At 71.9% G+C, this 13,345-nt stretch carries 9 protein-coding genes; 7 read left to right on the forward strand and 2 right to left on the reverse strand.

The genetic code is table 11. From position 1 onward, the window contains the following. Positions 1-6: 6 nt before the first annotated feature. Entirely contained in the window at positions 7-1,314 is a 1,308-nt protein-coding gene (locus ACPYO6_RS16120) for an ISL3 family transposase (protein WP_425713489.1), read from the reverse strand. A 527-nt stretch (positions 1,315-1,841) separates the two neighbouring features. Between ACPYO6_RS16120 and ACPYO6_RS16125 the strand changes: the two genes are divergently transcribed. The 6 genes from ACPYO6_RS16125 (at position 1,842) to cimA (ending at position 9,643) form a co-directional block, all read left to right on the forward strand. Further along, positions 1,842-3,890 (forward strand): acetolactate synthase large subunit, encoded by a 2,049-nt coding sequence (locus ACPYO6_RS16125; protein ID WP_425715813.1) that lies wholly within the window; start codon positions 1,842-1,844, stop codon positions 3,888-3,890. 10 nt (positions 3,891-3,900) lie between these two features. After that, positions 3,901-4,425, forward strand: coding sequence for an acetolactate synthase small subunit (ilvN, locus tag ACPYO6_RS16130; protein ID WP_425715814.1), 525 nt, complete (start codon positions 3,901-3,903; stop codon positions 4,423-4,425). Between the two features lie 127 nt (positions 4,426-4,552). Further along, positions 4,553-5,581 (forward strand): ketol-acid reductoisomerase, encoded by a 1,029-nt coding sequence (gene ilvC, locus ACPYO6_RS16135; RefSeq protein ID WP_425715815.1) that lies wholly within the window; start codon positions 4,553-4,555, stop codon positions 5,579-5,581. 120 nt (positions 5,582-5,701) lie between these two features. Next, positions 5,702-6,787, forward strand: coding sequence for a 3-isopropylmalate dehydrogenase (locus ACPYO6_RS16140; protein WP_425715816.1), 1,086 nt, complete (start codon positions 5,702-5,704; stop codon positions 6,785-6,787). Positions 6,788-6,909: 122 nt separating this feature from the next. Beyond that, positions 6,910-8,037: a branched-chain amino acid aminotransferase gene (locus ACPYO6_RS16145; protein WP_425715844.1), complete on the forward strand. Its 1,128-nt coding sequence runs from the start codon at positions 6,910-6,912 to the stop codon at positions 8,035-8,037. 16 nt (positions 8,038-8,053) lie between these two features. Continuing rightward, positions 8,054-9,643: a citramalate synthase gene (cimA, locus tag ACPYO6_RS16150; protein ID WP_425715817.1), complete on the forward strand. Its 1,590-nt coding sequence runs from the start codon at positions 8,054-8,056 to the stop codon at positions 9,641-9,643. A 61-nt stretch (positions 9,644-9,704) separates the two neighbouring features. Here the strand turns inward: cimA and ACPYO6_RS16155 are convergent, their stop codons facing one another. Then, positions 9,705-11,531, reverse strand: a complete 1,827-nt coding sequence (locus tag ACPYO6_RS16155; protein ID WP_425715818.1) for a DNA/RNA non-specific endonuclease — start codon at positions 11,529-11,531, stop codon at positions 9,705-9,707. Between the two features lie 314 nt (positions 11,532-11,845). Between ACPYO6_RS16155 and ACPYO6_RS16160 the strand changes: the two genes are divergently transcribed. Continuing rightward, the gene (locus ACPYO6_RS16160) at positions 11,846-13,312 is read left to right on the forward strand and encodes an MFS transporter (RefSeq protein WP_425715819.1); all 1,467 of its coding nucleotides are present in this window, start codon (positions 11,846-11,848) and stop codon (positions 13,310-13,312) included. Positions 13,313-13,345: the final 33 nt, after the last annotated feature.

The following is a 13,345-nucleotide window of genomic DNA, read 5'->3' on the forward strand; positions in this document are numbered from 1 at the left end:
GGCTCTTCACATTCGAGGGTGTAGTTGGGGTCGGAATCCGCCCGTCTCGAGTAGTGATCGGGCGATGTAATTGGTCAGGTTGCGGAAGCCGAGGGCCGAGCCGCGCAGGTGCTCGAGCCTGCCGTTCATGGCCTCGGTGGGGCCGTTGGACGTGCCGGGCCGGTCGAAGTAGGCGAGCACGTCGGCGGCGCGGCGCTTCAGGGTCCTGCCCAGCTTGCGCAGCTCGGTCAGGGCGGCTGGCACGGTGGAGCTGACGGAGGCGATGAGCTGGGCCATGAGCTGGCGACCATGTGCGCGGTCGGGGACGCGGTAGGCGGCGATCATGCGCTGGTAGACGGCCCAGGCGGCCTCGACCGCTACGTGGGTGTCGCCGTCGAACAGGCCCTCCAGGCGCTGGGACTGCTTCTCGGTGAGCAGGTCGGCGCCGGTGTGCAGGGTCCGGCGGGCGGCGTAGAGCGGATCGCCCTTGCGGCCCCGGTGCCCGCAGGTGTCCTGCTGGACACGGCGCCGGCAGTCATCGAGCGCGTCGCCAGCGAGGCGGACCACGTGAAAAGGATCCATGATGGCGACCGCGTCGGGCAGCTCTTCGGCGGCGGCGGTCTTGAACCCGGTGAAGCCGTCCATCGCGACGATCTCGACCCCGTCGCGCCAGTCCTGCGGCCGGCCCGCGAGCCACTGCTTGAAGGCGTGTTTCGAGCGGCCCTCGACCATGTCCAGCAGCCGGGACGGGCCGGTCCCCTCGCGAACAGCGGTGAGGTCGATGATCACGGTCACGAACCTGTCGCCGCGGCGGGTGTGGCGCCAGACATGCTCGTCGACACCGATGGCGCTGACGCCGTCGAACCGGGTCGGATCATCGATGAGGACGCGGCGTCCTTCGGTCAGGACCGCGGCGTTGGCGGTGTTCCACGAGACCCCCAGCCCCTCGGCGACACGAGCGACACTCAAGTGCTGGCACACGATCCCTTCCAGCGCCCACCGCAACCCGCGGCGGGAGAGCCGAGCGCGCGGCTCGGCCGCGGCGGTCGTGTCCTGACGCCACACGTGCCCGCAGCCCGTGCACCGGTACCGACGCACCCTCACCTCCAGCGTCGTGGGACGCCACCCCAAAGGCTCGTGAGCGAGCTCGCGCGTGACGGTGTCCCGCGCGACGCCCTCGCACCCGCACCGCCGGCACCAGCTGTCCGGTTCGACGACCCTGCAGGCCAGGACCGCCCGACCAGGCTCGATGCGCTGGCCGACGACCTCCAAGCCGAGCTCGTCCAGACGAGCGAACGTGGTCAGATCAGGGCGGGCGAAGGTAGCGTCAGGCACGTCGAGGTCTTCCCGGTGGGTGGCGTGAGAACCCCCATCATCGGAAGACCTCGACCCCTATCTGGACGCTGACACGCCGGCACCTCGCTCACCACCGCGCCAGGCCGTCTACACCCTCAATCCGGAAGAGCCGGATCACCGCGTCGAGCTCCGCCAGATACTTCGGCATATACCTAAGTGTTGGGGGTGGACGTGAGGGAGTCAAGGGGTGACGGGCGCTCCCAACCGCAATCTCGACGACGACGAACCGCAATCTCGGCGAATGAATTGTCTCGCAGAGTGGGAACGTGAACCACGATGCGAGACGGGTGGCTTCCCCTTCGCGCGCGGGCGTACAGTGCATGCATGCCTCGGATCAGCATTCTCGTAGTCGGCCGCGCGGCCGACCCTCGTTGAGAGCTGGTCCGGCCGCGCCCCTCGACACCCATCGGGTCGAGGGGCTTTTGCATGTCCAGCACCACCCCGATGACCCGGACCCGGGTCGCGGACGAACCGGCCCCGCGGGCCGGACAGGCGAAGGAGGGACCATGACGAGCACGTCGCACAGCGCGCCGGGCCGTACCGCGCCCGACGACGAGGCCGCACGCCCCGTCGTCGACGCTGCCAGGACCGGGACCGACGACGCCGTACTCGCGGGCGACTCCGGTTCCAACGGCGCAGCCCCGGCCCGCCGCGGCCCCACGCCCGGCATCGACCCGGTCGAGGCCGACATCCTCGCCACGGCCGCCGTCGCGGAGCGCACGCTCGCGCACGGCGGGACGGGCGGCACGGGAGTCGTCCTGCGGGGCGGTCGCATCGAGGCCGTCGCGGAGGAGGCCCAGATCGTCGAGCCGTCCACGGGTGCCCGCAACATCGTCCGTGCGCTCGAGGAGCTCGGCGTCGACACGATCTTCGGGATCCCGGGCGGCGCGATCCTGCCGACCTACGACCCGCTGTTCCAGTCGGACAAGGTCCGCCACATCCTCGTCCGCCACGAGCAGGGCGCCGGCCACGCGGCCGTCGGCTACGCGGCCGCCACCGGCAAGACCGGCGTGTGCATCGCGACGTCGGGCCCGGGCGCCACGAACCTCATCACCGCCATCGCCGACGCGAACATGGACTCCGTCCCGATCGTCGCGATCACCGGCCAGGTGGGCGCGGCGGCGATCGGCACGGACGCCTTCCAGGAGGCGGACATCGTCGGCGCCACCATGCCGCTGACCAAGCACTCCTTCCTCGTCACCGACCCGGACGAGATCCCCGCGCGCATCGCCGAGGCGTTCCACCTCGCGGCGACCGGCCGGCCGGGCCCCGTGCTCGTCGACGTCGCGAAGTCCGCCCAGCAGGCGGAGTCGGACTTCGTGTGGCCGCCGGCGATGGACCTGCCCGGCTACAAGCCGACCGTCAAGCCGCACGGCCGTCAGGTCAAGGAGGCGGCCCGCCTCATCGCGTCGGCGTCGCGCCCCGTCCTCTACGTGGGCGGCGGCGTCATTCGCTCGCAGTCCACCGACGCGCTCGCCGAGCTCGTCGAGGTCTCGAACGCGGCCGTCGTCACCACGCTCATGGCGCGCGGCGCGTTTCCGGACTCGCACCCGAACAACGTCGGGATGCCCGGCATGCACGGGACCGTCGCTGCGGTGGCCGCGCTGCAGAAGGCGGACCTCGTCGTCGCGCTCGGCGCCCGGTTCGACGACCGCGTGACCGGCCGGCTCGACAGCTTCGCGCCGCTCGCCAAGGTCATCCATGCGGACGTCGACCCGGCGGAGATCTCGAAGAACCGTCACGCGGACGTGCCCATCGTCGGCGACCTGTCGGAGACGATCCCGGCGCTCGCGTCGGCGCTGCGAGACGCGCAGGCCCAGCACGGCGAGCCCGAGCTCGACGCGTGGTGGGCGCAGCTGAGCGACCTGCGCAGCCGCTACCCGCTGGGCTGGGCCCCGACGAACGACGGCCAGCTCGCGCCGCAGCACGTCATCTCGCGCCTCGGCGAGCTCGCCGGCCCGGACGCCGTGTACGCGGCGGGCGTGGGCCAGCACCAGATGTGGGCGGCGCAGTTCATCAGCTACGAGAAGCCGCGCACCTTCCTCAACTCCGGCGGCCTGGGCACGATGGGCTACGCGATCCCGGCCGCGATGGGCGCGAAGGCCGCGCTGCCGGACACGCCCGTCTGGGCGATCGACGGCGACGGCTGCTTCCAGATGACCAACCAGGAGCTCGCCACCTGCGTGCTCGACCAGATCCCGATCAAGGTCGCGATCATCAACAACTCCTCGCTCGGCATGGTCCGCCAGTGGCAGACCCTGTTCTACGAGAGCCGGTACTCGAGCACCGACCTGCACACCGGGCACGACACGGTGCACATCCCGGACTTCGTCAAGCTCGCCGACGCCTACGGCTGCGTGGCGATCCGCGTGACCAAGGTCGAGGAGATCGACGCCGCGATCGAGAAGGCCATGTCGATCAACGACCGCCCGGTCGTCATCGACTTCGTCGTCAGCAGGGACGCCATGGTGTGGCCGATGGTGGCCTCGGGCGTCTCCAACGACGAGATCCAGTACGCGCGCGGGCTCACGCCCGACTTCGAGCACGAGGACTGAGGGGAAGGACATGAGCACCAGGCACACGCTGTCCGTTCTGGTCGAGAACAAGCCCGGCGTCCTCACGCGGGTCACGGCCCTGTTCGCCCGGCGGGCGTTCAACATCCACTCGCTCGCGGTCGGCCCGACCGAGCGCGAGGACGTCTCCCGCATCACGGTCGTGGTCGACGCCGCCGAGCTGCCGCTCGAGCAGGTCACCAAGCAGCTGAACAAGCTGATCAACGTGCTGAAGATCGTCGAGCTGGACCCGGGCAACACGGTCGAGCGGGAGCTCCTGCTCGTCAAGGTCCGGGCCGACGACGAGTCGCGCACCGCGGTCCTCCAGGTGGTCGAGCTCTTCCGCGCCCACGTGGTGGACGTGGCGCCGGAGGCCGTGACGATCGAGGCCACGGGCGGCGACGCCAAGCTCGAGGCCCTGCTCACCGCGCTGGGGCCGTACGGCATCCGTGAGATCGTGCAGTCGGGGTCGGTCGCGCTGGCGCGCGGCTCCCGCTCGCTCACGGACCGCACGCTCGACCGCGTCCGTTCCGCCTGACGGCGGGCGGCCACCTCACCCGCGCGGGAGCCACCGGCCCACCGCGCACCCCGCCGGCCGGCGCCGGCGGCACGCACGAACGCACCATCGAACGAAGCCCAGCAGCACACAACGAAGGAGGGCCCTCGTGGCCGAGCTGTACTACGACGACGACGCCGATCTGTCGATCATCCAGTCCAAGAAGGTGGCCGTCATCGGCTACGGCAGCCAGGGGCACGCGCACGCGCTCAACCTGCGGGACTCCGGCGTCGAGGTCGTCGTCGGTCTGCGCGAGGGTTCGTCCTCGCGCGCCAAGGCCGAGGAGCAGGGCCTCGCGGTCGCGACGGTCGGCGAGGCCGTCTCCGGCGCCGACGTCGTCATGATCCTCGCCCCGGACCAGCACCAGCGGAAGATCTTCTCCGAGGAGGTCGAGCCGAACCTCAAGGACGACGCCGCGATCTTCTTCGCCCACGGCTTCAACATCCGCTACGACCTCATCCAGCCCTCCGCGGGCCACGACATCGCCATGGTCGCGCCGAAGGGCCCGGGCCACACGGTGCGTCGCCAGTACGAGGACGGGCGCGGCGTGCCGGTGCTCCTCGCGGTCGAGCAGGACGCCTCGAGCCAGGCCTGGGACATCGCCGCCTCCTACGCGAAGGCGATCGGCGGCCTGCGCGCCGGCGGCATCAAGACCACGTTCACCGAGGAGACCGAGTCCGACCTGTTCGGCGAGCAGACCGTGCTCTGCGGTGGCGTCAGCCAGCTCGCGCAGTACGGCTTCGAGGTCCTCACCGAGGCCGGCTACCAGCCGGAGATCGCCTACTTCGAAGTCCTCCACGAGCTCAAGCTCATCGTCGACCTCATGTACGAGGGCGGCATCGCCAAGCAGCGCTGGTCGGTCTCCGACACGGCCGAGTACGGCGACTACGTCTCGGGCCCGCGCGTCATCACGCCGCAGGTCAAGGAGAACATGGTGGCGGTCCTCGCGGACATCCAGTCGGGTGCCTTCGCCGAGCGCTTCATCGCCGACCAGGACCAGGGCGGCCCGGAGTTCGCCGCGCTGCGCAAGAAGGGCGAGCAGCACCCGATCGAGGCCACGGGCCTCGAGCTGCGCAACCTGTTCTCCTGGGTCGAGACCCGGGACGCGGACTACACGCAGGGCCAGGTCGGTCGCTGACCTGCCCGACGCCGGAGCTCGCCCCGGCCCGGCCCGCCACCTCGCGTGGTGGGCCGGGCCGGGGCGGCCCGTCATGATCATCGGGGCCGCGAGGCCCGCACGAATGTGGAGAGGACAACTGTGAGCGAGCAGCGCGAGATCGACCTGGGCGTCATCGGTGGCGACGGGATCGGCCCGGAGGTGGTGGCCGAGGCCCTCAAGGTCGCGCGCGCCGCGCTGGACGGCACGGGCGTCACCCTCAGGGAGACGCCCTACGAGCTGGGCGCCGAGCGCTGGCACCGCACCGGCGAGACGATCACCGACGACGAGGTCGCGGCCCTGCGCGAGCACGACGCGATCCTGCTCGGCGCCGTCGGCGACCCGAGCGTCCCCTCCGGCGTCCTCGAGCGCGGCCTCCTGCTGCGCCTGCGCTTCGAGCTCGACCACTACGTCAACCTGCGCCCCGCCAAGCTCCTGCCCGGCGTCGGCACGCCGCTCGCCGACCCCGGTGCGATCGACCTCGTCGTCGTCCGCGAGGGCACCGAGGGCCCCTACGTCGGCAACGGCGGCGCGCTGCGCGTGGGCACCCCGAACGAGCTCGCCACCGAGGTCTCCGTCAACACCGCCTTCGGTGTCGAGCGCGTGGTCCGCGACGCCTTCGCCCGTGCCCAGGCCCGCCCGCGCAAGAAGCTCACGCTCGTGCACAAGCACAACGTCCTCGTCCACGCCGGCCACCTGTGGCGGCGCACGGTCGACGCCGTCGCGGCCGAGCACCCCGAGGTCACGGTCGACTACGCCCACGTCGACGCCACGATGATCTACCTCGTCACCGACCCGGCGCGGTTCGACGTCATCGTCACCGACAACCTGTTCGGCGACATCGTCACCGACCTCGTCGCCGCCGTCACCGGCGGGATCGGGCTCGCGGCGTCCGGCAACGTCAACCCCGACCGCACGTCGGCGTCGATGTTCGAGCCCGTCCACGGCTCCGCCCCGGACATCGCCGGGACCGGGAAGGCCGACCCGACGGCCGCGATCCTGTCCGCCGCGCTCATGCTCACCCACGTCGGCGAGGAGGCGGCGGCCGCGCGGATCGATGCCGCTGTCGAGGCCGACCTCGCCGCCCGGGGGAGCGCCCCGCGATCGACCAGCGAGGTCGGCGACGCGATCGCCGCCGCCGTCTCGCTGACGGCCGACGCCACGGCCACGACCGGGGCCGAGCGATGAGCGACGAGACGCCCATCGCCGTCGGCCAGGAGGTCGGGGACGCCCAGGTGACCGCCGGCGAGCCCGGCGACGCCACGACGCCCGGTGGCCTTCCCCTGCCCGGCCGGGGCCACGGTCTCGAGATGCCGGGCCTGGACTCCGCCGCCCTGCCGCCCGCCGGTGAGCTCGCCGCTCGCGTGACGGGGGAGCGCAGCGACCACCCCGCCGACGACGCCGCGTACGCGGACGTCATGGGGAACCTCGCGTTCGGCACCGCCTTCACCGACCACATGGTCCGCGCGACCTGGACGCACGACTCCGGGTGGGGGCCGCTGCGCCTCGAGCCCTACGGCCCGCTCCAGCTCTCGCCGGCCGCGTCCGTCCTGCACTACGGGCAGGAGGTCTTCGAGGGGCTCAAGGCCTACCGCTGGGCCGACGGCTCCGTGCGCACGTTCCGGCCCGGCTTCAACGCCGCTCGGCTCGCCCACTCCGCCCGCCGCCTCGCGCTGCCCGAGCTGCCCGCCGAGGACATGATCGCCTCCCTCGCCGCGCTGCTCGCGCACGACGAGCGCTGGGTGCCCGGCGACGAGGGCGCCTCGCTGTACCTGCGACCGTTCATGTTCTCCTCCGAGCCGTTCCTCGGCGTGCGGGCCGGGCGGCAGGTCGAGTACCTGCTCATCGCCTCGCCCGTGGGGCCGTACTTCGTCAACGGCTTCGAGCCGGTCGGGATCTGGGTCTCCTCGACCTACCACCGCGCCGGCGCCGGCGGGATGGGGGACACGAAGACCGGCGGGAACTACGCCGCGTCCCTGCTCCCGCAGGCCGAGGCCTACGAGAAGGGCTTCGAGCAGGTCCTGTTCCTCGACGCCTCGACGAACACCTACGTGGACGAGCTCGGCGGGATGAACCTCGTCGTCGTCGACTCCGACGGCACCGTCCGCACCCCCGGGCTCACGGGGACGATCCTCGAGGGCGGCACCCGGGACTCGCTGCTCACCCTGCTGGCCGAGTCCGGCCGCGAGGTGCGCCAGGAGCCGATCGCGCTCGCCGACCTGCTCGCGGACATCCGCTCCGGCGCCGTCGCCGAGGTGTTCGCCTGCGGGACCGCCGCCGTCGTCACCCCGATCGGCCGGCTCGCGGGGGAGGACTTCGACGTCACCGTCGGCGACGGTCGGCCGGGGCCGGTCACCCGCTCCCTGCACGCCGAGCTCACCGACATCCAGTACGGCCGCGCGGCGGACGCGCACGAGTGGATGTACCGGCTCGTCTGAGCCGGCGGGAGGCACGATGACCAGCGAGCTGCACGTCTACGACACCACCCTGCGCGACGGCGCCCAGCAGGAGGGCATCAACCTCACCGTCGCGGACAAGATGGCGATCGCCGCCCTGCTCGACGAGCTCGGCGTCGACTACATCGAGGGCGGCTGGCCCGGCGCCATCCCGCGCGACACGGAGTTCTTCCAGCTCGCCGAGAAGGAGCTGACGCTCACCCGCGCGCGGCTCGCGGCCTTCGGGTCGACGGCGAAACCCGGCGTTCCGGCCGCCGAGGACGCCCAGGTCCAGGCGCTGGTCGACTCCGGCGCCGGCGTGCTCACGCTCGTGGCCAAGTCGGACTCGCGGCACGTCGAGCGCGCGCTGCGTACCACGCCCGAGGAGAACCTGCGGATGGTGCGGGACACCGTCACCCATCTCGTGGGGCTCGGGCGCGAGGTGCACGTGGACCTCGAGCACTTCTTCGACGGCTACCGGCACGACCCGGGGTACGCGCGCGAGGTCGCCGCCACCGCGCTCGCGGCCGGCGCGACGTCCGCCGTCCTGTGCGACACCAACGGCGGCACCCTGCCCGACGAGGTCGGGCGGATCGTCGCCGAGGTCCGCGCGGGCGTGGACGGCCGGATCGGGATCCACACGCACAACGACGCCGGCACCGCCGTCGCGTCCTCGATCGCGGCGGTCGACGCCGGGGCGACCCACGTCCAGGGCTGCGTCAACGGCTACGGCGAGCGCACCGGCAACGCCGACCTCGTGGCGGTCATCGCCAACCTCGAGCTCAAGCGCGGGCTTGAGACGATCGGGCCCGACCGTCTGCGCGAGGCCACCCGCATCAGCCACCAGATCGCCGAGCTGACGAACATCCCCGCCTTCTCGCGCCAGCCCTACGTGGGCCACAGCTCGTTCGCCCACAAGGCCGGGCTGCACGCCTCGGCGATCCGCGTGGACCCGGACCTCTACCAGCACACCGACCCGGCGGCCGTCGGCAACGACATGCGGATGATCGTGTCCGACATGGCCGGGCGGGCCTCGATCGAGCTCAAGGGCCGCGAGCTCGGGTTCGACCTCTCGGGCCGGGGCGAGCTGCTCACCCGCGTCACCGAGCGCGTGAAGGCGGCCGAGGCGCGCGGCTACACCTACGACGCCGCCGACGCCTCCTTCGAGCTGCTCCTGCGCGAGGAGCTCGGCGAGGGCGGAGCAGGCGCGTACTTCGACGTCGAGTCCTGGCGTGCGCAGGTGACCTCGCTGGACGGCCGCGGCCGGACCGAGGCCGAGGCCACCGTCAAGCTCCGCACCGGGCAGGGGAGGATCGTCCGCACCGGCGAGGGCAACGGCCCCGTCAACGCGCTCGACCACGCGCTGCGCGAGGCGCTCGTGGACACCTACCCGGAGATCGAGGAGTTCGCGCTCGTCGACTACATGGTGCGCATCCTCGACTCCCAGCAGGGAACCGACGCCTCGATCCGCGTGCTCGTGCGGTCCTCGGACGGCGTGCGCTCGTGGTCGACGGTGGGGGTCGGGACCGACGTCGTCGAGGCGTCCTGGGAGGCGCTCGTCGACTCGTTCGTCTGGGGCCTCGTGCACGCGGAGGTCGCGCCGCGCTAGCTCGGCCCGCTGTCATCGAGAGTGCGGTTCGCCGAGGGCGTTCGCCGCGTGCGGGAGGCCCTCACCAGGCGATCTGGTCCACCGACCCCAGCGCGCGGCTGCGCTCCGCCTCCGGACCCGACCCGTCGGGACCGTCACCGGCCGCGGCTGCGGCGAACGTCAGCCCTGTCCGCTCCTCGAGCTCGGCGCGCGCCACCTGGTACGTCGCGAACTCGGAGAGGTCGAGCACCTCGAGGTCGGACAGGTCCTGCGAGAGCAGGAAGGACTGTGCCCGCAGCTCGCCGCCGACCACGTAGTAGATGATCTTGTAGAACTCGCGGGGGACCTGGAAGCCGCGGTACTCGCGGTCGGACTCCTTGAACACCGGTCCTGCGACCACGGCGATCCGCAGGTCCTCGACCTCGACCCGGTCGAAGAGCGCGTCCTCGAGCTTGCCCCAGACGCCCGCGAGGCCGGACTGGTTGAAGGTGTTCATCTGCGGGGCGATGTTGGTGAAGCTGAACGAGTCCTCGTTGGCGCGCTGCGCCTCGCCGCGCGGTCCCCAGAGCAGGTCCGAGCGACGCGCGATGTGGCCGCGGTCGAGGTCGTTCGCCCCGTAGAGGTCGTCACCCGCCTGGAACTCCTCGTCGATCCGCTCGTCGTAGCGGAACTCGATCCCGTCGCGACTGAGCCGCCGCAGGCCGGTGCCGTCGACGTTCCAGGCGACCCACCGGGCCAGCCGGCGGCTCCGGGACTGGGTCAGGCTGAAGTGGGTGTAGGGGACGACCGGGGAGCCGTCGACCTCGACGGCGTCGGACGCGAGATCCTTCCCGAGCTCGGGGACCGCGACCGGGAGGGAAAGGAACTCCTCGTCGAATCCTCCGCCTGTGGCCTCGGCCGTGGCGGACTCGTCCGCGACCTCCGCGGACAGGGAGAACTCGAGCTTGTCTCGCACCGAGGAGGCGTAGCAGGCCAGGGCGCGTTCCCCCTCGGCGGAGTCGGACCCGGCGAAGTGGAGCCCGCCCATCACCGTCGAGGTGTGCCCGTTGCCCGCCTTGAGCATCCAGACGGCGCCGGAGTCGCCCCCGTCGCTGAGCCGGTCGGAGGTGCCGGAGCGGCGCGGGTCCGGCTCGATCTCGAAGCAGCCGATCTGCTGCTCGCCGGTCCCGTCGCCGTAGTCGATCGACACCAGGGTCTCGATCCGCGACACCTGCCCGTGGCTGACGCCCGTCGTGCGTCCGGACTTGACCACCTGGTCGCCGAGGTCCGGGTCGCCGATCTGGTCCGGCACGATGTCCAGCTCGAGGATCGTCGGGTCGGCACCGCGGTTGTCGATCGTCGCGATCGCCGCGTCCCCCGCAGCACCCAGGTGCGACCGGAGCAGGCGGCCGAACCGGTTGTCGGTGGCGCGGTTGTCGTCGTGGGTGCCCGGCTGCAGCGCGGCGTCGCCGATCGCGCCGTCCGGACCGTGCAGGACGTGCCAGTTCGACAGCAGCACCGGCTCCCCGGTGTGCCGGTCGTGGACGATCGCCCCCGCGGTGCCGGCCGAGACCCGAGGGTGGGACACGCTCACGCCCGGCACCAGCGGATCGACGCGCCTCCGGCGCGCGTCGTCGAATGCCTCGGGCACGATCTCGTAGGAGAGCCGGAAGCCGCGCTGGAGAACGTCGGTGGGGACGGAGATCCGCTCGGCCTCGATCGTCTCGGGGATCGCCCGCGTACCGAGCGCCTCGAGCTCGGTGAGCGGGACCTTCCGCGTCACGGTGAACTGGAGCGAGATTTCGTCCGTGCGCTCCCCGCCGGTCTCCTTGTAGCCGATACCGACCGAGGTGATGTTCGGGTCGGCGAGGTAGTCGGGCCCGTGACGGCGGATCCAGTTCGTCAGCTGCTGCCGGTCCGAGGTGTCCATACCCTCGAGCCTGAACCGCCGACATGGATCTCGGGTGATCGGGCGGCGAATGCCAGGTGGACCGCGCGAGTGCGCGCGTCGCCCGGGTTCGACGGTCGGCACCTCGGCCCGTCGCCCATCACGTCCTGCCTGTAGGCCCTGTCCTGCCTGCGCGGTGCTCGGTCGCACCTCGTGCGTGACGGCGCCGACCGGAAGTGAACGTCGAGGGGTGATCGAGCGGGCGCCGACGTAGGCTCGGCGGGTCGACGCGGGGTGTTCGTCGTCGGGGAGTGGCGTGCGGCAGGTGCCCACGCCTCGGAGGGAGGAGCTCGTCGGTGCAGGCCGAGAACGATCCGAACCGGTCGCCCGACACCCCGGACCCTGCGCGCTGGCGGATCCTCGTGGTCACCCTCGGGGCCATCTTCATGGCCCTCATCTCGGTGAGCATCGTCAACGTGGCGCTCCCGTCGATGCAGGAGGGCCTCGGCGCCTCGCAGTCCGACCTCCAGTGGGTGCTGTCCGGCTACGCGCTGACGTTTGGCGTAGTGCTCGTGGCGGCCGGCCGGGCCGGCGACGTCATGGGGCGCGGCGGGATCTTCCTCGTCGGGATGGCGATCTTCACCGTCTTCTCGATCACCTCGAGCCTCGCGCCGAACGCCGAGTGGCTCAACGTCTCGCGGTTCGCGCAGGGGGTCGGCTCCGGGCTCGTCAACCCGCAGGGCGTCGGGATGATCCAGCAATACTTCCGGGGCGCCGAGCGGGCGAGGGCCTTCGGCTACTTCGGCGCCGCGGTCGGGGTGTCGGTCGCGATCGGACCGGTCCTCGGCGGGGTCCTCATCAGCGCCGGCGGGACCGACCTGGGCTGGCGCCTCACCTTCCTCGTCAACGTGCCGGTGGGGCTCGTGACGATCGCCCTCGGGCTGCGGTGGTTCCCGCGGCCCCTCATCCGGTCGCTGCGCCGGGCCGATCCCGCCACGCGCGCAGAACGCTCCCTCGACCCCGTCGGCGCGCTGCTGCTCGGCGCCGCGGTCCTCGCCATCCTCTTCCCGTTCATGGAGGGGCGCGGGTCGGCCGCGCTGTGGCTGCTGGTGCCGGCGGGTGTCCTGCTCGTCGTCGCCTGGGTGTGGTGGGAGAAGCGGTACGCGCGCTCCGGGCGGAGCCCGATGGTCGACCTCGCCATCTTCCGCACCCGCAGCTTCACCAACGGGTCCCTGATGATCACGCTCTACTTCCTCGGGATGACGAGCGTGTGGGTGCTCGTCGCGCTGTACATGCAGCAGGGCGACGGCCGCTCCGCGATGGAGGCCGGCGTCATCGGGCTGCCGTCGGCGGTGCTGTCCGCGTTCGGGGCCAACTGGGCCGGCAAGCGGGTGCTCACCTACGGCCGCAAGCTGGTGATCGGCGGGCTGCTCATGGGGCTGGTGGGCCTCGTGCTGAGCATCGTCGTGGTCCAGCTGCACGCGTCGGCGGGGCTGAGCGTCTGGTGGCTCCTGCTGTCCCTCTCTTTCATCGGCGCCGCGCAGGGGTGTGTGGTCAGCCCCAACCAGACCCTCACGCTCGCCGAGGTCCCGCTCGCGTACGCCGGGAGCTCGGGGGCGGTCATGCAGACCGGGCAGCGGATCGGCACCTCGATCGGCATCGCCGTCATCACCGCGGCCGTGTTCGGCACGCTGGAGGCGACGGACTGGCCCACGGCCGCGTCGCTCGGGTTCGGGGTCATCGCCGTGGTGCTGCTCGCCGCGCTGGCCGTGGCCGTGAAGGACCTGCGGGACCGGCGGGAGGACGGCACAGCGATGGTCTGAGGTGTGGGGCCCCGTCCGCATAGGGTGGACGAC

It is taken from the genome of Georgenia sp. Z1344, from assembly GCF_049856295.1.
Taxonomy (GTDB): domain Bacteria; phylum Actinomycetota; class Actinomycetes; order Actinomycetales; family Actinomycetaceae; genus JB111.

What these genes read in the sequence shown, in the direction of transcription:
- ACPYO6_RS16155 (WP_425715818.1), bottom strand. Translation starts at nt 11,531, where the DNA reads ATGGACACCTCGGACCGGCAGCAGCTGACGAACTGGATCCGCCGTCAC.
- ACPYO6_RS16125 (WP_425715813.1), top strand. Translation starts at nt 1,842, where the DNA reads ATGACGAGCACGTCGCACAGCGCGCCGGGCCGTACCGCGCCCGACGAC.
- ilvN (WP_425715814.1), top strand. Translation starts at nt 3,901, where the DNA reads ATGAGCACCAGGCACACGCTGTCCGTTCTGGTCGAGAACAAGCCCGGC.
- ACPYO6_RS16145 (WP_425715844.1), top strand. Translation starts at nt 6,910, where the DNA reads ATGCCGGGCCTGGACTCCGCCGCCCTGCCGCCCGCCGGTGAGCTCGCC.
- cimA (WP_425715817.1), top strand. Translation starts at nt 8,054, where the DNA reads ATGACCAGCGAGCTGCACGTCTACGACACCACCCTGCGCGACGGCGCC.